This is a genomic window from Mesorhizobium sp. M4B.F.Ca.ET.017.02.2.1 (assembly GCF_003998955.1).
In the GTDB taxonomy this organism is placed as follows: domain Bacteria; phylum Pseudomonadota; class Alphaproteobacteria; order Rhizobiales; family Rhizobiaceae; genus Mesorhizobium; species Mesorhizobium abyssinicae.
The window spans coordinates 1-18,628 of the sequence record NZ_RZOF01000092.1 but is presented as its reverse complement, the minus strand read 5'-3'; the positions used below and the strand labels follow the sequence as shown (position 1 = coordinate 18,628).

General features: G+C 65.3%; 22 protein-coding genes and 1 pseudogene. 12 read left to right on the top strand and 11 right to left on the bottom strand.

Features of this window, described 5'->3' with window-relative positions; translation table 11 throughout:
* Both EN738_RS13880 and betI read right to left on the bottom strand, forming a co-directional pair.
* On the bottom strand, positions 1-485 hold a 485-nt coding region (locus EN738_RS13880), incomplete at its 3' end, for an SDR family NAD(P)-dependent oxidoreductase (protein ID WP_127284184.1).
* A 106-nt stretch (positions 486-591) separates the two neighbouring features.
* Positions 592-1,230, bottom strand: coding sequence for a transcriptional regulator BetI (betI, locus tag EN738_RS13875; RefSeq protein WP_127284183.1), 639 nt, complete (start codon positions 1,228-1,230; stop codon positions 592-594).
* A gap of 83 nt (positions 1,231-1,313) precedes the next feature.
* On the opposite strand from betI, the gene choX reads away from it, so the two are divergent.
* Genes choX through EN738_RS13860 form a run of 3 tightly spaced genes read left to right on the top strand, consistent with a single transcriptional unit; the run spans position 1,314 to position 4,635 of the window.
* Entirely contained in the window at positions 1,314-2,252 is a 939-nt protein-coding gene (gene choX, locus EN738_RS13870; RefSeq protein WP_127284182.1) for a choline ABC transporter substrate-binding protein, read from the top strand.
* Positions 2,249-3,130 (top strand): alpha/beta hydrolase, encoded by an 882-nt coding sequence (locus tag EN738_RS13865; RefSeq protein ID WP_245478207.1) that lies wholly within the window; start codon positions 2,249-2,251, stop codon positions 3,128-3,130. Before choX ends, EN738_RS13865 begins: the two co-directional genes overlap by 4 nt.
* Entirely contained in the window at positions 3,127-4,635 is a 1,509-nt protein-coding gene (locus tag EN738_RS13860) for an amidase (protein ID WP_127284181.1), read from the top strand. The genes EN738_RS13865 and EN738_RS13860 overlap by 4 nt, the downstream gene beginning before the upstream one ends.
* Here EN738_RS13860 and EN738_RS13855 read toward each other — a convergent pair.
* Complete coding sequence (locus EN738_RS13855) at positions 4,624-5,397, bottom strand: NIPSNAP family protein (RefSeq protein ID WP_127284180.1); 774 nt, start codon at positions 5,395-5,397, stop codon at positions 4,624-4,626. The two genes, EN738_RS13860 and EN738_RS13855, sit on opposite strands and share 12 nt — an antisense overlap.
* Positions 5,398-5,633: 236 nt before the next feature.
* On the opposite strand from EN738_RS13855, the gene EN738_RS13850 reads away from it, so the two are divergent.
* Entirely contained in the window at positions 5,634-6,290 is a 657-nt protein-coding gene (locus EN738_RS13850; protein ID WP_245494514.1) for a TetR/AcrR family transcriptional regulator, read from the top strand.
* A 33-nt stretch (positions 6,291-6,323) separates the two neighbouring features.
* Here the strand turns inward: EN738_RS13850 and EN738_RS13845 are convergent, their stop codons facing one another.
* Positions 6,324-6,911: a hypothetical protein gene (locus tag EN738_RS13845; RefSeq protein WP_127284178.1), complete on the bottom strand. Its 588-nt coding sequence runs from the start codon at positions 6,909-6,911 to the stop codon at positions 6,324-6,326.
* Between the two features lie 124 nt (positions 6,912-7,035).
* Here EN738_RS13845 and EN738_RS13840 point away from each other — a divergent pair, with 124 nt between their 5' ends.
* Positions 7,036-8,169 (top strand): metallophosphoesterase, encoded by a 1,134-nt coding sequence (locus tag EN738_RS13840; RefSeq protein WP_127284177.1) that lies wholly within the window; start codon positions 7,036-7,038, stop codon positions 8,167-8,169.
* Positions 8,170-8,187: 18 nt separating this feature from the next.
* Here the strand turns inward: EN738_RS13840 and EN738_RS13835 are convergent, their stop codons facing one another.
* The gene (locus EN738_RS13835) at positions 8,188-8,367 is read right to left on the bottom strand and encodes a CsbD family protein (protein WP_127284176.1); all 180 of its coding nucleotides are present in this window, start codon (positions 8,365-8,367) and stop codon (positions 8,188-8,190) included.
* A 168-nt stretch (positions 8,368-8,535) separates the two neighbouring features.
* Between EN738_RS13835 and EN738_RS13830 the strand changes: the two genes are divergently transcribed.
* From EN738_RS13830 to EN738_RS13810, 6 genes are all read left to right on the top strand, one after another.
* Positions 8,536-9,195, top strand: coding sequence for a glutathione S-transferase family protein (locus EN738_RS13830; protein WP_127284175.1), 660 nt, complete (start codon positions 8,536-8,538; stop codon positions 9,193-9,195).
* 151 nt (positions 9,196-9,346) lie between these two features.
* A complete protein-coding gene (locus tag EN738_RS13825; RefSeq protein ID WP_127284174.1) occupies positions 9,347-9,667 on the top strand; it encodes a metalloregulator ArsR/SmtB family transcription factor in 321 nt (106 codons plus the stop codon).
* A complete protein-coding gene (locus EN738_RS13820) occupies positions 9,667-10,446 on the top strand; it encodes an SRPBCC domain-containing protein (protein WP_127284173.1) in 780 nt (259 codons plus the stop codon). Before EN738_RS13825 ends, EN738_RS13820 begins: the two co-directional genes overlap by 1 nt.
* A gap of 291 nt (positions 10,447-10,737) precedes the next feature.
* Positions 10,738-10,896 (top strand): hypothetical protein, encoded by a 159-nt coding sequence (locus EN738_RS35470; protein ID WP_187331455.1) that lies wholly within the window; start codon positions 10,738-10,740, stop codon positions 10,894-10,896.
* 4 nt (positions 10,897-10,900) lie between these two features.
* Positions 10,901-11,299, top strand: coding sequence for a YkgJ family cysteine cluster protein (locus EN738_RS13815; RefSeq protein ID WP_127284172.1), 399 nt, complete (start codon positions 10,901-10,903; stop codon positions 11,297-11,299).
* Between the two features lie 69 nt (positions 11,300-11,368).
* Positions 11,369-11,980, top strand: coding sequence for a LysE family translocator (locus tag EN738_RS13810; RefSeq protein WP_127284171.1), 612 nt, complete (start codon positions 11,369-11,371; stop codon positions 11,978-11,980).
* Between the two features lie 12 nt (positions 11,981-11,992).
* On the opposite strand, the gene EN738_RS13805 is transcribed toward EN738_RS13810, so the two are convergent.
* Positions 11,993-12,379: a nuclear transport factor 2 family protein gene (locus EN738_RS13805; protein WP_127284170.1), complete on the bottom strand. Its 387-nt coding sequence runs from the start codon at positions 12,377-12,379 to the stop codon at positions 11,993-11,995.
* Between the two features lie 17 nt (positions 12,380-12,396).
* Positions 12,397-12,838 (bottom strand): annotated as a pseudogene (locus EN738_RS13800) (OsmC family protein).
* Between the two features lie 110 nt (positions 12,839-12,948).
* Between EN738_RS13800 and EN738_RS13795 the strand changes: the two are divergent.
* Positions 12,949-13,551 (top strand): TetR/AcrR family transcriptional regulator, encoded by a 603-nt coding sequence (locus EN738_RS13795; protein WP_127284169.1) that lies wholly within the window; start codon positions 12,949-12,951, stop codon positions 13,549-13,551.
* 79 nt (positions 13,552-13,630) lie between these two features.
* Here the strand turns inward: EN738_RS13795 and EN738_RS13790 are convergent, their stop codons facing one another.
* The 4 genes from EN738_RS13790 to groL all read right to left on the bottom strand — a co-directional run.
* Complete coding sequence (locus EN738_RS13790) at positions 13,631-14,071, bottom strand: TadE/TadG family type IV pilus assembly protein (protein ID WP_127284168.1); 441 nt, start codon at positions 14,069-14,071, stop codon at positions 13,631-13,633.
* Positions 14,068-14,673 (bottom strand): TadE/TadG family type IV pilus assembly protein, encoded by a 606-nt coding sequence (locus tag EN738_RS13785; RefSeq protein ID WP_127284167.1) that lies wholly within the window; start codon positions 14,671-14,673, stop codon positions 14,068-14,070. Before EN738_RS13785 ends, EN738_RS13790 begins: the two co-directional genes overlap by 4 nt.
* Entirely contained in the window at positions 14,673-16,730 is a 2,058-nt protein-coding gene (locus tag EN738_RS13780) for a pilus assembly protein TadG-related protein (RefSeq protein WP_127284166.1), read from the bottom strand. Before EN738_RS13780 ends, EN738_RS13785 begins: the two co-directional genes overlap by 1 nt.
* Positions 16,731-17,078: 348 nt before the next feature.
* Positions 17,079-18,628: chaperonin GroEL (groL, locus tag EN738_RS13775; protein ID WP_127284165.1), on the bottom strand; the 1,550-nt coding region annotated here is incomplete at its 5' end.

Genomic DNA, 18,628 nt, shown 5'->3' with positions numbered 1-18,628 from the left:
CCCTTGGAGAGCGAATAGAGGCTCGACGGCCGGTTCGGGATCATCTTGTTGGCGAAGTAGGAGGAGATGTTGATGATCGAGGCACCGGCGCCGAAATGCGGCAACAGCCGCTGCGTCAGGAAGAACGCCGCCGTCACGTTGAGCGCGAAGGAATGCTGGAACTGCGCCTCGCTGACCGTCTCGAACGACACGAGATAGGCGACGCCGGCATTGTTGACGAGAATATCAAGCAGTTGGCCGGATGCTTTCACCCGGGCAACCGTCGCATCGATGCCGGCGCCGGTCGCGAGATCGGCCGATAGCGTTTCGACCGCCGCGCCACCCTTCGCCTCGCTTGCCAGCGCGTCGCGCGCCGTCGCCAGCTTGCCGGCATCGCGGCCGACGATCAGCACATCGGCGCCTTCGCGCAAAAAGGCCTCCGCTATCGCCAGGCCGATCCCGTCCGATCCGCCCGTCACCAGCGCCCGCTTGCCGTGAAGTCGCATGGGATCCTCCGTCATTGCGCGACGAGTGCAGCGCTGACGGGCAAGCGCGGTCAAGCCGAAGGCCTATCGTACAGTATGAACTTCGGCTGGCGGAGGCAGTCTGCGCTTAACCGCCGGCCGGGACAGGCTCCCGCATGGCCAGCCTCGCCGCGACATAGCTCTTCACCTGTCGGATCGCCTGTTCGCGCGACACGCTTCCAGGCTGCAGGCCGAGCCGCAGCCATAGCCCGTCGATCAGCGCCGTGACGCCAAGCGCGATCTCCTCGGCGTCCTCAGGCAAGGCAAGGGCGCTGAGACCGGACAAGAGATTGGAGCGCATGCGCGCATGCAGCACCTTCTGGATTCGCGCCAGCTTCGCGTCGCGCGGCACCTCGGCGCAGAGCGACAGCCAGGCATAGCAGAGCGATGGCTGGAACAGGTGCGGTTCGAAATTGCCGTCGATGATGGCATCCACCCGCTGCATCGGCGTCTGCGCGTGCCGCAGCCGCGCCACCACGGCCTTGCGCAGGACGAGGTTCGATTCGCGCATCGCATGCTCGAAGAGTTCCTGCTTGCTGCTGAAATAGTGCAGCACGATGCCCTTCGAGGCGCCTGCCTGCGCGGCGACCTTCTCGATTGTGGCGCCGGCAATGCCTTCGCGTTGAAGCACGGCAAAGGCCGCCTGCCGCAGCTCCGTGCGGCGTATGTCGCTGAGACGCTTGAGTTTCAAGGGCGAATTCCGTGCATCGAGAATCGAGGTTGACATTTTCGTCCACCGAGATCAAGAATTGACCAGTGGGACAATATACAAGCCAAGTGGTCAACAAATCGCGAATGAGGAGAACCGAAATGCATCGCTTGATAGGGGCAGGCGCCGCGCTCTGCGTGCTGGCGCTCTCGACGCAACCGGGCCTTGCGGCCGAGTCCAAGGAATGCAGCGCTGTTCGCATGGCCGAACCCGGCTGGAACGATCTCGCCTTCACCACGGGGATCGCCAACGTCCTGCTTCAAGCGCTCGGCTATCAGCCGCAGAGCCAGGTGCTCGGCATCAACGTCATCTACGAGGGCATGAAGAACAACGATCTCGACCTGTTCCTGGGCTACTGGGATCCCGCGATGGTCACCTATTACGAGCCTTACAAGAAGGATGGTTCGGTCGAGAATGTGCGCGTCAATCTCGAGGGCGCCAAATACACCTTCGCGGTGCCCACCTATGTCTGGGAGGCCGGTGTCAAGGACTTCTCGGACCTGCACAAGTTCGCCGACAAGTTCGGTAAGAAGATGTACGGCATCGAGCCCGGATCCAACCAGTTGATGATGGACGCCATAGCCGACCCGTCGCTGGACCTCGGCGGCTGGCAGGTCGTGGAGTCGAGCGAAGCCGGCATGCTTTCGGAGGTCGGCTACGAGATCAAGGAAAAGCAGTTCATCGTCTTCCAGGGCTGGGCGCCGCATCCGATGAACACCATGTACGACTTCAAGTATCTGACCGGCGGCGACAAGTTCTATGGGCCCAACTTCGGCGCAGCGACGGTGACGACGCAGGTCCGCAAGGGCTACCTCCAGCAATGTCCGAATGTCGCGCAGCTGTTGAAGAATCTCGCCTTCGATGTCGATTTCGAGAATGTCGGCATGGGCTATCTGATCAATGACGGCATGAAGCCCGAAGAGGCTGGACTGAAGGCGATCACGCTCAACAAGGATCGCCTCGACGCCTGGCTCGCCGGCGTGACCACCTTCGAGGGCAAGCCTGGTCTTGCCGCCGTCAAGGAAAAGCTCGGCCTGTGAGCCCTGCGGCGCTCGCCCCTTGGCCGGAACAGGAAGCCTGGGCCAGCCGCAAGCGGGTCATCGACCTCGACGGCCTCGAAATGGCCTATGTCGAGTTCGCCGGATCGGAACCGGCGCTGCTGTTGGTGCACGGCTTCACCGACACCAGCCGCAGCTTCTCGCTTCTGGCGCCGCACCTTGCCGGCCGCCGATTGATCATTCCCGACCTGCGCGGCCATGGCGCCTCGCTGGCAGGAAGAGGCTATGGCATCGGCGACTTCGCCAGCGATCTCGCGGGGTTGGTCCACAGCTTGCGGCTGGAGCGGCCGGTTGTGATCGGCCATTCGCTGGGCGCCATGATCGCGCTCGAGCTGGCTGCACGGCAGCCGGAACTCATCGACGGGCTGGTGCTTCTGGCCGGCACTCTGAAGCCCGATCTGGCAGTGGACCATCCAATGGCTGCAGGCGTGCGGGAATTGCGCGATCCGATATCGCCGGCGGACCCGTTTTATGCCTGGTGGCATGCCTGTCAGCCCGGCGTGCCGCAGGCTTTTCTCGCCGCCGCCGCCAAGGAGGCGTCGGCGATGCCGGCGTCACGCTGGCGCGCGATCCTGGACGAAATACGCGCAACGGACCTCACCGCCGCCGCCCGCAACTTACGTGTCGCGGCACTTGTCATCGGCGGCGGGCGCGATCCGATCTTCGACGCAACCCATCAGCGACGGCTGGCTGAGGAAATTCCCGCCGCGAAGCTCATGGACGCGCCCCATTGCGGGCACAATCCGCACTGGGAAGATCCGGCGCTGGTCGCGGCCGCCATCTCCGATTACGTCCAGACGCGGACCGAAAACGGGCAAAGCCGCATGGGCGGAGCCGTTTCGAGGCGAGGGCGCTCATGAACCTGGCGCAATACATGGCATCGGACGCCGTCGCCCTGGCCGGCCACGTCCGCTCCGGCGAACTGTCCCCCGTCGAAATCGCCGAAGCCGCGATCGAAGCGATCGAATTGCTCAACCCGGCGATCAACGCGGTGACGCTGATCGATGCGGAGCGCGCGCTTGCCGCCGCTGCGAACTGCGATGCGAAGGCCGCGCTGGCCGGTGTCCCGTTCCTGGTCAAGGACACCGGCGTCCATGTGCGGGAGTGGCCGACCACCCACGCGTCACTCTATTTCAGGGATGCCGCGCCGAAACCCGACAGCGAAATCGTCTGGCGCTGGCGGACCGCCGGCTTGACCTTGCTCGGCAAGACCAACACGCCGGAATTCGCCAATGACTTCGTCACCGAGCCCGTTGTTCACGGCCCGACCTTGAACCCGTGGGACCTGTCGGTGACGGCGGGCGGTTCGAGCGGCGGCGCGGCGGCCGCGGTGGCAAGCGGCATGGTGCCGGTTGCCCACGGTTCCGACATCGGCGGCTCGATCCGGGTGCCGGCGGCCTGTTGCGGCGTGTTCGGCATGAAGCCGTCGCGAGGCCTCAATCCCGTCGGCCCCTATCGCGATCAGGTCGGCGCCGGACTTTTCGTCGAGAACGTTCTTTCCCGAACCGTTCGTGACACTGCCGCAATGCTCGACATCACTGTCGGCCCCGAACCGGGCGCGCCATGCTTCGTGTCGAGAACGGTGCCCTCTTATCTGGATTGGCTGTCGTCGCCGCCCGAGCGCATGCGCATTGCCTGCGTGGCGCATCGGCCGGATGGCGCGCCGGTGGCGGCGGAGATCGAGGAGAAGTTCCGGCAAGCCATGGCGCTGCTGGAAGAGATGGGGCACGAGGTGATTGAGGCCCGCTTTCCGCCGGAGGCCGATGGCGGCGCCGAATGGAGCATTTTCTGGATGTCGGAGGTCGCGTTGCTCGTCGACGAGCGGGCCAACGATATCGGCCGCATGCCACTGCCCGGCGAAATCGAAGCGCTGAGCTTGCATGCGCTGGACCGTTTCCGCCGCTCCTCGGCCGCCGACTATTTGAAGGCGCAGGCCCGACAGCATCGGGCATCGCTGGCGATGGCAAGGACGTTCGACGGGTTCGACCTGATCATGACGCCGGCGACAGCCGACTTGCCGCGCCTGATTGGCGCTGTCCGTGGCGATGACGCCGCGTTCGATTATGCAGCATGGGTGGATCGGGCCTACGGCTTCGCGCCGTTCACGGAAATCTTCAACGTGACCGGACAACCTGCCGCCAGCCTCCCGCTTTTCCTGTCCGAAGGCGGCCTGCCGATCGGCATTCAGCTTGCCGGTCGGCCCAACGAGGACCATAGGCTGCTTGGAATTTCCTACGCGCTGGAACAGGCAACCGGTTGGAGCAAGCGTCGTCCGCCCGTCCAGGCCAGGCTTGCCGCGCTCGCCATCGAGTTGGGCGGCACCTGCCCCCGGAATGGAGCGATTACCGCAAGGCTAGCCGAGTAGCGATCGCGATGTCGGCGAGAGCCGCAATGTTTCCGTCGGCCTGGTTTGGTCTGTCCGCTGCTTGCCGAGAAGCGCCTGCCATGCCGGCAAGGCGGCGAGGGCGGTTTGCGACCGCCGGCGCGCGTCTTCGTCGTCGAAGCCGCTGACGCCGAGAAAGACGTTTTCGCCCGATCGCACCGGCAGGCGCGGGAAGCTGTTTTCCGCATGCTCGCTGATGAAGGCGCCAAGCAGGCGCACGCCGTTCGCCGCGAGCAGCGGGGCGGCATCCGTTTCGAAACGCTCGGCGTAGTCGGCTTCGGCGCCCGGATGCAAATGATGAATCTGAATCTCAACAATGCCAGGCAAGCACCTCTTATCGCTTCGGTTTTCGACCCCGTCGCAAGCTGGCCGTCGCACCCTCGACAGGTCGAACCCGGCGCCCGGCCATGCCGGCTTCAGCAGCAGCACGTCGTCGGAATCGATCATCGTCGCATTGGCGGCCTCCTTGTGCGCGGCCCACACCGGGCCGCCATAGAAGGCCGTCAGCGCCTCCTTTCGCGCCGCCATGTCCGCGAAGCCGCGCATCCACACGAACATGTCCGGACGGTCGAGGTCGTGGAACTGGCCGATGATGGTCATGCCCGCCGCCTCCTGGCTTTCGATGAACGCGCGCTCGAAGAGGTCGATCAGCTTTTCGCGCCGTCCGGGATTCAGCGTGTACTGCCTCAGTTCCACGATCGGTGACGCAAGGCGTGCAGAGGTTTCGTTTCGAGCAAGGTCCATTGTCGACTCCAAAACAGGGTGATCGTCCTGTTTTGTAAAACAGACCGGTTGTCCTGTTTTGTCAATCTGCTATTTCTCTCTTCCTTCTCCCTCTGCGGGGAGAGGTGGATTGGCGCGCAGCGCCAAGACGGATGAGGGTGCCGGACGGATCGCCGTCCTTGCCAGGCTGGAATACTTCATCCGCCTTCACTTGGTTCAGGCACCTTCTCTCCCAAGGGAAGATGGAGGAGATGGCGATGCGCCAAAAACGCACCAACGACCCGGAAGGCATGCGCCGGCGCGTGCTCGATGTGGCGGAGGAATCCTTCCAGGCGCGGGGCTATCATGCCTCCAGTCTCGGCGACCTGATGGCGGCGGCGGGCGTCACCGGCGGCGCGCTGCATCACCATTTCCCGACCAAGAAGGCGCTGGCGCTGGCGGTGATCGAGGAGCGGGTGGCCGCCGCCGTCGATCAGACCTGGATCGCGCCGGTGCGCGCCGCATCCTCGGCGCGCGAAGGCGTCCGCGCCGTGTTCGAGGCGGTGGCGGCGGAACTGGAACGGCAAGGTTTTGTGCGCGGCTGTCCGCTCAACAACCTCGCGCATGAACTGTCGCTCGCCGACCCGGACTTCCGCATCGCGCTGGCCGGCATTTTTGCCGGCTGGCGGCTGGCGATCGCCGATAAGCTGCGGGTCGACCGGCAAGTAGGCCGGGACGAGGGCACGGACCCCGAGCGCTATGCCGCGCTGGCGGTCGCCGCCTATTCGGGCGCCATGTCGATGGCCAAGACGGCGCAGGATGCGGGTCTGCTGCGGGATTGCCTGGCGGGGTTGGAGCAGGGCGCCCCGTCCTCACAGAACGGATTGGCAGCGAGGCGGCGCCGCAGGGTGCTGCCGCGACCGAGAACCCTTTGATGTCGGCCCGCCAGCGCTTCCGGCCGTCAGGCGCTACTGCGGCAGCGGCTTGATCGTCTCGTAGCCGACCACGCTCTCCGAATTCGTTCCCTCGTCATAGCGCCGGGCCAGCGATGCGCCGAGATCCGGCGCGTAGAGCGCGGTGAACGTGTCCAGCGTCTCGCCGGCCTGGTTCTTGATCGTCTCCTTGACCGCCAGCACATTGTATTTGCAGCCGCCGAGGCTGAACGTCTCCTTGCCCTTCACCGCCAGTTCCAGCGTCTTTGTGCCTTTCGGCTGCTTCTTCGGCGACAGCTCGACGAACTGCGTCGTGCTCTTCGCGCCAGCTTTGAGCGGAAACAGCTTTTTCAGGTCGCCAAGCGGGATCATCGCCAGATGGCCCGTCGTGCTGTCGCGGAACACCTCGATCAGCCCGGCATAGAGATACTGCGTCTGCGGCGATTCCGACTGGTATGTGTTGGCGACCGAAACCATGCCGCCGGCCGCCGGCCGGAACTCGCTGCGGACGCCCGGCATCTCCAGCACGAAGCCGGTCTTGGCGGTCATGGCATCGACGCATTCGGCGCCATGCGCGGTGCCCGCCGTGGCAAGCAGGGCCATGCCGATCGTTGCGGCTTTCATCGAATCTTCCTCTTCCCGCTCAAGTTGAAGGCGCAAGACTGCCAGACCCATACCGCCATGTCGATGCTTGGCGGGTCGGGGAGGGAACTGGACGGCCGGGCGCCGCCTGTGCTGAATCTCGGCCATGATGAATCGCAGCCGAACCCATTCGATCTCCCGTCGCGCTGTCCTGGCGCGGATGGCGGGATTTGCGGCGGCCGGCGCTTTTGGTCGCCAGGCATACGGCCAGACCGGAAAGCGCATCCAGCCGATCGACGCCACCTTCCTGTTCATCGCCGATATCCATGCCTGCCGCATGGCGAGCGGGCTGAGCCCCAACTGCCTGCAGGAGGGCAAGACCGATGCCGCGCTGCTGCGCAGCGTCGCCGCGCTGAACGGCATCGCGGACAAGCAATGGCCGGCCGAGATCGGCGGTGTCGCCACCGGCCTGCGTTCGGCCGGCAGCCGCATCGGCACGCCGCTTGGCCTGGTCACCGGCGGCGACATCACCGACGACGGCGGCGGCCAGGTCACCGAGCCCAGCGAGGGCACGCAGCTGCTGCAGTTCAGCCAGCGCTACCAGCAGGGCATCGGCCCAGACCGCGTCCACATGCCCGTCTATGTCGGGCTCGGCAACCACGACCTCGACCAGAACGGCTCGCCGCCGCATGTCGACTGGTACCGCCGCGAATTGCGCGACTATGTCGAGGTCAACCATCGCGCCGGCGTGTTCTTCAAGCCGCCGGTGCCGGCGACCGACTATGACGTCGACACCGACTGCTATTCCTGGGATTGGGGCGGCCTGCATCTCGTCCAGACGCACCGCTTCGCCGGCGACACCGGCCATGGAGCGCCGAGCAGCCTGCCATGGCTGAAGCAGGACCTGGCTACCTATGCCGGCGACGGCCGCCCGGTCGTCCTGTTCCAGCACTATGGCTGGGACATCTTTTCGACGGAGCGCTGGGATCCGGCCAAGCGGACCTATGACGACGGCGGCACCGGCGCACCGCATTGGTGGGGCGAGGCGGATCGCCAGGCGCTGCTGGCGGCCCTCAAGGGCTACAACGTCATCGCAATCTTCCACGGCCATCAGCACGAGGTGCCGATGATCTACCGCCGCGACGGGCTCGACCTGTTCAAGCCGGAGGCCGCCTATATGGGCGGCTTCGCGCTGGCGCGAGTGACCGGCGACAGCATGGACGTGGTGCTCGGCGAAGCGGCCGGCGACCATGGCGAGGTTGTCTTCACCAACGCGTTCACGAAGGCGCTTCAGGCATGACCGCGAAGGCCTGCCAAATCACATCGCCTTTTTGATCACGGCTTTCATGTCGCCGCAGGCCTTCTGCACCTTGCCCGTAGCCTTGTCCGCGATGCCCCTGATTTGCATCGGACGGTTTCCGGTGGCCTTGCCAACCGTCTGCCGGATCGAGCCTTTGATCTGCTTGGCCAGGCCCGCAATCTGGTCGATGTTCACCATCTCCGCATCTCCCGGAGATCCAATCGCGAGAGAAACGGGCTGATGTGCCTCCCGGTTCCGCACAGTCGAAGCGAGCCGCGCGAAGGCGCTGGATGGCAATATCGTCAGCGAAACGCTTTGCCGCTTCGCCGCGCGCCACTAAGGTGGCGGGAAAACAGGGGAACCGCCTTGGCTGAATTCACGCTCTTCATCGGCAACAAATGTTTCTCCTCCTGGTCGCTCAGGCCTTGGGTGGCGATGCGGCATCTGGAGATCCCGTTCGAGGAGAGTTTTGTGCGCCTGCGCACGCCGGAGACCTTTGCCAATCTGGCCAAGGTGTCGCCGACCGGCCTGGTGCCGGTGTTGAATCACAATGGCAGGATCGTCTGGGAAACCCTTGCGATCCTTGAATATCTGGCCGACCTTTATCCCGAGAAAAAGCTCTGGCCGGACGATCTCGGCGCCCGCGCCCTGGCGCGCTCGGTGGCGACCGAGATGCATTCCGGCTTTCGCGAGGTCCGCTATGGCTGGCCGATGAACCTGCGCCGGCCGAAGAGCCACAAGCCGCTCGATCCCGAGGGCGAGGTCCAGCGGGCTCGCATCGAGGCGATCTGGCGGCAATGCCGCGCCGAATACGGCAAGGGCGGCCCGTTCCTGTTCGGCCATTTCACCGCGGCCGATGCCATGTACGCTCCGATCATCACCCGCTTCGACACCTATGGCGGGGAACTCGCGCCCGATACGCGGGCCTATGTCGACGCCGTGCTGTCGACACCGGCGATGCGGCATTGGTACGCGGAGGCGGCGAAGGAACCGTGGCCGGAGCCCGGTCCTCACGAACAGGACTGACCACTAGGAGGGCCTCCGACAGGCTCAAGGCGATCCTCGACGGCCGGGGCGGTTTCGGCATGGGCTTTCAGCCTCGGCAACGACATATCGGGTGAAGAAAATTGACCACCATCCCGGTTCGGCATAATACGTAACCAAATGGATACGTATTATGCCGCAAGCTGATCCTGACCGCTCCGTTTTCCGCGCTATCGCCGACCCGACGCGCCGCGCCATCCTCGACCGCTTGCGGCTGGGTCCGGCGCCGGTCAACGAACTGGCCGCGGCCTTTTCGCAGAGCCGGCCGGCGATCTCCAAGCACCTGCGCATCCTGCGCGAGCTCAACGTCGTCTCCGAGCAGAAGTACGGCCGCGAGCGGCTCTATCGGCTGGAACCGGCCGAACTGAAGGACGTCGCCGACTGGATCCTGCCCTACCGCGACTTCTGGCAGGCGAGCCTCGGCAATCTGAAATCCTATCTGGAGCAAGAGTGATGGCGGGCAACGACAGACCACGCGCGATCGCCGACGTGTCGGCTGGCACCATCCTGGCCACGGTGACGATCGCCGTGCCGCCGGAGCGGGTGTTCCGCGCGATCACCGCCGCGGACCAGATCCCGCTCTGGTGGGGTGCGGACGACATGTACCGCACCACGAAGCACACCGCCGACGTCCGGCCGGGCGGCGCCTGGCGCTCCGAAGGCAAGGGCGCCGACGGCCGTGATTTCCACGTCCAGGGCGACTATGTCGAGGTCGAGCCGCCGCACCGCCTGGTGATGACCTGGAGGGCGCCGTGGGACGGCGACCAGGTGACGACCGTCACCTACACGCTGGAGCCGGTGGAGACCGGAACGCGGCTGACGCTGCGCCACGAGGGTTTTGGCGCGCGCCACGACTCCTGCCGCGACCATGGCTTCGGCTGGGAGCGGGTGCTGGGCTGGCTCGGTCAGTTCCTCGCCGCCGAGGCAGGCATCAAGCCGTCCGGCGTGTTCCATTGCCGGCTGATCCCGCCGCGCCCGGATTTCGCCTTCACCCTGACTGAGGAGGAGCGGGCACTGATGGGCCGCCATGCCGACTATCTGCGGACCCAGCTTCGCGAGGGGAGAATGATGATCGCTGGCCCGGTCGCCGACCCGACCGGGCCCTGGGGCCTGTGCATCCTTCGCGTCGGCACCGAAGCCGAGGCGAGGGCGGTGACCGATGCCGATCCGGTTGTGCGGTCGGGCCGCGGCTTCCGCTACGAGGTGCTGCCGATGATGAGCGTGATCATGTGAGCGCCATAAAAGAACGCCCCTCGCGCGGTTTATTGCGTGGGGGCGTCCTTTTGCCGTCCGAAAACTTGAGATTGCTCTCATGAACCGACGACATCACCATAACGGCTGACCTCGGCATCGGTTCCACAGCCGGCGAAGAAAAATTGCAGCCTCTGTCAGCGCGACTGTGCGGCACCCGGGCGCAAGGCTGGCCTTTTCCGTTTCCGCGGCGCCGATCTGTGCTAGGACCGGCTGGGATTCGTCGATCGACGCGCAGTGCCGCGCGACCCCATGCTCACGGCAAGGAAAGACATGGCCATCAAATTCTCCGCCAAGGCTCCATCCGCGTCTCCGCCTGCAGCCAAGCCGGCCAAGCCGGCCGCCGCGCCGAAGGCCGATAAGCCGGCCGCGACCGACCTGTTCGACGGGTCGGCGGAAACGCCGCCTCGCAAGACCAAAAAGAAGAAATAGCGCTTTGCCGCACGAGGCCGATCACGAAGATTCGAACTGGCCATCCGGCTTTGCCAGCGGCCTCGGCTGGACAGGTGTCGCTGAAGGCGTCGTCTTTGATTGCCAGAGCTGCGGCGCCTGCTGTTCCTACTCGGCCGAATGGCCGCGTTTCTCGACGGAAGACGACGCGCAGCTCGATCGCATCCCGGAGAAATTCGTGTCGGCCGACCTGTCCGGCATGCGCTGCGAGGGCGTGCGCTGTTCCGCGCTCTCCGGCGAGATCGGCAAGCACACGGCCTGCGGCATCTATGAGCTCCGCCCCGATGTCTGCCGCGCCTGCATGCCCGGCGGCGACGACTGCCTGATGGCGCGTGCCGCGCATGGGCTGCCGCTAGTTCGTCTCCCCCCTTGCGGGGGAGATTAGCTCGCGCCCGCTTGCCCCGCCTCAAGCGGCCCGATACCTTCCGCGCCGGGCAGGGGCTGCGGAGGATCTATGAGCATCGAATTCCTGTTGACGACGCTGATCGTCGTCGCCTCGCCGGGCACCGGCGTTCTCTACACGCTCAGCGCCGGCCTTTCGCGCGGCGCTCGCGCATCGATCATTGCCGCCTTCGGTTGCACGCTGGGCATCATCCCGCATATGGCGGCCGCCATCACTGGCCTCGCCGCGGTGCTGCACACCAGCGCTGTCGCCTTCGAGACGCTGAAATATCTGGGCGTCGCCTATCTGCTTTACATGGCCTGGAACACGCTGAAGGAGAAGGGCGGCCTCAGCGTCGACGAGAACGTCGCGCCGCGCTCGGCCGGCAAGGTGATCACGTCCGGCATCCTGATCAACATCCTCAATCCGAAGCTGTCGATCTTCTTCTTTGCCTTCCTGCCGCAATTCGTCAGCACCACCGAACCGAACGCGTTTTCGAAGATGCTGGAGCTCTCCGGCGTCTTCATGCTCGTCACCTTCTTCGTCTTCGCCGGCTACGGCATCTTCGCGGCCTCGATCCGCAGCCATGTCGTGTCGCGGCCGAAGGTGCTGACCTGGATGCGCCGCACCTTCGCCGGCGCTTTCGTCATGCTCGGCGCCAAGCTGGCGCTGACGGACCGGTAGCGCCAATCGGCGCTACCCCTTCACATATCCCATCGCCTCGACGATGCGCCCGCCGGCAACGCGCATCAGGTTGACGCCGCGCAGCGAATTGCCGTCCGCCATCCAGTAGCGCCAGCGGATCGTCGCCCGCTCGCCGGCGACGAAGGTTTCTTCCAGGTCGAAGCGCGTGCCGGCCTCGGTTGCGATCGCCCTCCATAGCCCGACGCACGCCTCGCCACCTGTGTGGCGGGCACCCTCGGGCGCCGGCACGGTGTTTTCGATCACGCAGTCCTCGCCCACCAGTTCGGCCAGCGCCGACGGGTCGTGGCGCTGGAACACGTCGTTGAAGCGCCGCATGATCTCGGCCGTCTCTCGAGACTGGTCGTCTGGGTGGATGTCGATGATGCTATCGGGTTTCATTGCGTTTTCTCCTGAGGTCATTGTCCGGCACCGACGAGGATCGCCCTGAGGTTGATCTGAGGCACGCCGGCCAGCGCGCGCGAGACGAGGCAGCCGGCCTTGGCGGATTGGGCAAGGCGCTCGAATTCGTCTTGCGCGAGGTCCGCGACCTCCGCCTCCGTTTCGAGGTCGATGCGCGTGATCGTCGGCCCCGCCGCAGTCGCACCGAGATGCACCCTGGCAATGGTGCGGATGTTCCGCGCGACGGGAACCCGCCTGGCCGAGAGCAAAGGTCAGAGCCATCGAGAAGCAGCCGGCATGCGCCGCGGCGATCAGCTCTTCCGGGTTGGTGCCGGGGCCATTCTCGAAACGCGACGGAAAGGAATAGGCGCCTTCGAAGACGCCGCTGCCAAGCCGCAGGCGGCCCGAACCTTCCTTCAGCGCGCCTTGCCATTCGGCCGAAGCCTCGCGAATTGTCATCGTGTCCTCCTGGGTCGACGAGTGAATATATAGACCGATCTGCATATTATGTAGACCGATTGTCATATTCTGCGCACGGCCTATAATGGTTGCTCCTGACAGAGGTTGACATGGCGAACGACACCCGGGCCCGCATACTCGAGACGACCGGCCTGCTGCTGAGGCAGCGCGGCTATCACGGCACCTCGCTGAACGACATTTTGAGCGCCAGCGCGGCCCCCCGCGGCTCGCTCTACTTCCATTTTCCGGGCGGCAAGGACCAACTGGTCATCGAGGTGACGCGCGCTAGCGTCGCCGAGGTGACGGAGCGGCTGGGTGCTGCGCTGGCGGCGGAAGACAACCCGGCCGTATCGGTCCGCCACATCTATCAGTCGGTGGCTACCATGCTGGAGGAGAACCAGTTCTCGCTCGGCTGTCCGATCGCGCCTGTGGTGCTGGACTCGCCAACACCGGAGCTGGCGGAATTGTGCCGCTCGGCCTTCGAGCAGTGGATTGGCCTGCTGCGCCAGGCATTCGTCAGGGCAGGGGTGCCCGAGCGGCGCGCGCAGGCGCTTGCGCTGCTCGTCGAATCCTCGCTCGAGGGCCTGATGGTGATCGCCCGAGCCACCCGCGACCACGGGCCGCTCACGGCCGTGGCCGATGAAGTGACGGCGCTGGTGGAGGCGGCGGTGTGTGCCGGCAAGGCGGCGGAGCGCGAGGAAGCTACCGTTTAGAGCAGTTCATGCGCCTCCGGAATTGTGTCAAAGCAGAGAGATAGGGCGGTTCGCCGTCTCCGTGAAATGGAGAAACGCTCTAGGCGCCCTGGTTGGGGAAGCAGGCCGTTGCGCTGAGCAGCGGCCCATTGGCCAGCGCGGTCAGGAAGGTCGGCAGCACGGTCGAGAATGTGTAGGATATCCGCACCGTCGAAAACCCGCTGAGGCCCGAGCAGGTCGTGTTGTTGTTGACGGTGATGTTGCTGCCGCTCAGCGCGATGCCGTCGGTCGCGGCCATGGTGCTGATGTAGCTGACGGTGCTGGCCGAGTTGTAGACGCCGCTTTTCGTGCACCCGCTCTGCAGCACGCCAACGCAGCGCGCCGCCGAGGTCGCGGTTTCCTGCAGCGCGTGCTGCACCCAGTACATGCGGCCGAACTCCACCGTGCCGAACAGCACCATCAGCAGCGGCACCGAAAGCAGCGCGAACTCGACCGCATTGGCGCCGGGCCTGTCGCGGAGAAATGACGACAGGCCCTTCATTGCGGCTGCACCATGGCCTCGACGCCGATGTTGCCGCTCTTGACGATGCCGAGGCCGCCGAACAGCGGCGCGAACGGCCTGCTTGCGGTGATGGCCACGAACTTTCCGGAAATGCCGCCCTTGGGGCAAGCGGCGCTGCAGGTCACCGAGGTGCCCCAGGTCACGGTGGTCCCCGAAACGGTCGGGCAATAGCAGAGGTCGGCGTTGGATGCCGTCCCGCTCTGGCTCGCGGTGGCCGTGCTGGCGTTGTAGGTGATCGACGCGCCATTGTTGACCACCACCTTGATGGTGCCGCCGGTGCCGCTGAGGCCGCTGGTCACCACCGCCATGATGTTGGCGGCGAGCGTGGCGCCGCCGGTCGAGGTCACCTTGTCGGCGCCGAGCAGGGCATAATTGGAGCCGGCCGAGATCGCCGAGGTCAGATCGAATTTTGCCTTGAGCGAAGCGCCGATATCGACGGTCCCGGCTAGGATGGTGATCAGCACCGGGCTGACCAGCGCGAACTCGACCGCCGAGACGCCGGATCGATCGCGGCAGAGGGAGCGGGCGAGGGCCGAGCCGCGCAACAAGCGCGGCAGGCGGCGAAGGATGTTTGAAATCATTACTGGACCAAGCTCACTTTGCTCGCGGTGGAGGCGCTCGTGGCGGCGATGCATTCGCTCGCAGCGGCCGTGCCGCCCGACAGCGTGATGCGCGAGCCGATCATCTGCAGGCATTTGGTGGCGTCGGTGGCCGAGCCGAGCACGCTGGAGCCGCCGTTCATGATGATCGGGCCATAGGGGAAATAGAAGGCGCCGGAGATCTGCGCATTGGAGCCGCCTTCGGCGAAGGTGGCGCCGGCGGTGACCGAGGTCGAGGTCGGCCCGATCACGGCGAGCTTGGCCGTGGCGCCGGTCTGCGGCGCGGTGAGCACGATGTTGCTGTAGCCGGCCGCCACGCAGAAGACATAGCCGTTGCAGCTTCCCGAGCTCGATTTGGCCTTGCCCGACAGCACCAGCGTCACATCGGTGCCGCTGATGCTGATCGTCGAGCCGCCGCAGCTGGCGCTGCCGCCTCCGCTGCCGCCGAGCGCGAAATAGCCGTCCACCGTGTAGATGCCGGCGCCGAGCAGGATGGCGCCCGAGCCGATGAAGTTGCCTTCGATGTCGTGCTGCGCCGTGGCCGGCACGACAAAGCAGCTGCCGCCACCGCCGCCGTTCACATTGCCGACCACCTGGAACACGCCCGAACTGGTGGCGTCGGCCAGGATAGTCTTGGAACCGCCGCCGAGCGTGATGGCATCGCCATTGCTGCCGGGGCCGATCTTGTAGCTGTTGGCGGTGCCGGAGCCGAAGGTCAGCGTCGCGCCGCCGGTGTTGTTGAAGCCACCGGGCAGCTCGAACGTGCTCGGCCCGCCAAAGGTGAGCGTGCTGGTGTTGCAGAGGCTGACACGCGCGGTGCCGCCGCAGGTGTTGTCGCTGATGCCGATCTTGAAGGTGCCGGCGCCGAAGGTCGTGGTGGCGCCGCCGCCGGTCGTCAGGCCCTTGGTGAAGTTGAAGGTTCCGGCGCCGAACGTCGTTATCCCGGCGGTCGTCACCTGCTTGCCGAAATTGTAGGTGCCGGCGCCGAAGGTCGTGGTTCCGGCCGTGGTCAGCGTCTTGGCGAAATTGTAGGTGCCGGGGCCGAATTTGGTCGTGGCGCTGGTCGTGAGGTCGCCGGCGATGTTGTAGACGGTGCTCGCAGCACCACTGGTGGCGAAATTGAGGTTGATGCCACCGCCAATGGTGATGGTGCCCAGGTTGACCGTGGTCTTGCTGCCGCAATTCAGCGTCCAGGTCGAGGTCGCCGATGCCCAGCTGGCCGTGCAGCCGAGCGTGGTTGCCTGGCTCTGCGTCGAGCTCTGGTTCCACGCGAAGGCGATATCGCTGCCGGTGGGGGTGGTCGGCGCCGTCGGCGCGCTCGTCGTCGAAAGCGCCGCCACGGTGGTGATACGGGCGACGGCGGCGGCGACGGCCGTGTTGCCGGCCAGCGGATCGGCCGTGTACTTCTTGGAGATCGTGCCGGTGATGCCGCTGCAGGGCTGGCTTGGTGCTGTCGTCGAATTGTAGTTGACGCCGATCGCCGAGATGGTCGTTCCGCAAGGCACCGTCACCGTGTTGTTCGACGAGACCGTGCATTTCGGCGCGCTGATCTTGGTGCCGCCGGAAAGCGTGATGCCGGTCTGGGTGCCGTCGAGCGCCAGCATGCAGCCGGGTGTCGACGCCGCCGCACCGACTTCTGCGATCGAGTTGGCGTGGATGTTCAACTGCTGGCGGTCCTGCAGCACCCGGGCCAGGATCAGCGATTTCGGTGTGTTGATCGTCACCGAAACAGCTTTCATGCCGCTGGTCTTCGGCGACGTCACCAGCGAGGCCTGCACGTCGGCCGCGGGCACCCCGTTGAGGACGGCGACATTGACCGCCGTCGCCTTCATCTGATCGGTGGACTTCGTCGCGTTGTAGGCAAGCGCGCCGGCAAACGCCGAGAGGTCGGCGATGCGCTGGTTGTCGGAGCGCTCGACCAGGGCTCCGCCATATTCGGTGACCAGCGCCGCCATGCCGATGAGCAGCGGCAGCACCAGGGCCGAGATGATGAGGACGTTGCCGTCGCGGCTACGCGAAAACCGCCGGAAAATCTGCATGAGGCTGACCTGAAGAACGCTGCAATCTCGAGCAACCTTGCGGTGCTCCGTTCTTTAGTAACCGTGAATGTGTTAAAATTTATTGTCCTACAATTTCTGGCTCGCGTCACAAGCGCTTGATCGAAATAGCTGATTTGGTTGCCAATTTGCTCAGGAAAGAGTCAGCATGCAGGACTTAGAGCAGCAAGGGCCTTCGCTGAGGCAGCGTTAGCGACAACGAAAAAGGGCGCCTTTCGGCGCCCTTTCCGTATGCTTCGCGAGAGAGGCTGGATTAGAAATCCATGCCGCCACTCAAGCCCGCTTGCGGGCTTGAGCATTGTTAGTTGATGGGCGTGCTTTATGGACTTCTTAGAAGTCCATGCCGCCCATGCCGCCCATGCCGCCGCCGGGCATGCCGCCGGGCATGCCGCCAGCCGACTCCTTCTTCGGAGCCTCGGCGATCATGGCTTCGGTGGTGACCAAGAGGCCGGCGACCGAGGCCGCGTCCTGCAGGGCGGTGCGAACGACCTTGACCGGGTCGACGATGCCCATGGCGATCATGTCGCCATATTCGCCGGTCTGGGCGTTGTAGCCGAAGGTGGCGCCCTTGTTGTCCAGGATCTTGCCGGCAACGATCGAGGCTTCAGCACCGGCGTTGGCCGCGATCTGGCGGGCCGGAGCCTGCAGCGCGCGACGCACGATGTTGATGCCGGCGGCCTGGTCGGAGTTGGCGCCGGTGGCCTTCAGGTTGCCCGAAGCGCGCAGCAGGGCCACGCCACCGCCGGCGACGATGCCTTCTTCCACGGCCGCGCGGGTCGCGTTGAGGGCGTCATCGACGCGGTCCTTCTTTTCCTTGACCTCGACTTCCGTCGCGCCGCCGACGCGGATCACCGCGACGCCCCCCGCCAGCTTGGCGAGACGCTCCTGCAGCTTCTCCTTGTCGTAGTCCGAGGTGGTCTCCTCGATCTGCTGCTTGATCTGGGCGACGCGGCCCTGGATCTCGGCCTTCTTGCCGGCGCCGTCGACGATGGTGGTGTTCTCCTTGGAGATCGACACCTTCTTGGCGCGGCCGAGCATGTTGAGGCCCACGTTCTCGAGCTTGATGCCGAGGTCTTCCGAGATGACCTGGCCACCGGTGAGGATGGCGATGTCTTCCAGCATGGCCTTGCGGCGGTCACCGAAGCCCGGCGCCTTGACGGCGGCGATCTTCAGGCCACCGCGCAGCTTGTTGACGACCAGCGTGGCCAGGGCCTCGCCTTCGACGTCTTCCGAGATGATGAGCAGCGGCTTCGAAGTCTGCACGACAGCCTCGAGCACCGGCAGCATGGCCTGCAGGTTGGAGAGCTTCTTCTCGTGGAGGAGGATGTAGACGTCCTCGAGATCGGCAACCATCTTGTCGGCATTGGTGACGAAGTAGGGCGAGAGATAGCCGCGGTCGAACTGCATGCCTTCGACGACTTCGAGCTCGGTCTCGGCGGTCTTGGCTTCTTCAACCGTGATGACGCCTTCGTTGCCGACCTTCTGCATCGCTTCCGCAATCATGGCGCCGACCGACTCGTCGCCATTGGCCGAGATCGTGCCGACCTGGGCGACTTCCTCGGAGGTCTTGATCTTCTTGGCGGCCTTGCCGAGCGCCGCGACGACTTCGGTCACGGCGAGGTCGATGCCGCGCTTCAGGTCCATCGGGTTCATGCCGGCGGCAACCGCCTTGTGGCCTTCCTGGACGATCGACTGCGCCAGAACGGTCGCCGTCGTGGTGCCGTCACCGGCGATGTCGTTGGTCTTCGAAGCGACTTCGCGGACCATCTGCGCGCCCATGTTCTCGAACTTGTCCTCAAGCTCGATTTCCTTGGCGACGGTGACGCCGTCCTTGGTGATGCGCGGGGCGCCGAACGACTTGTCGATGACGACGTTGCGGC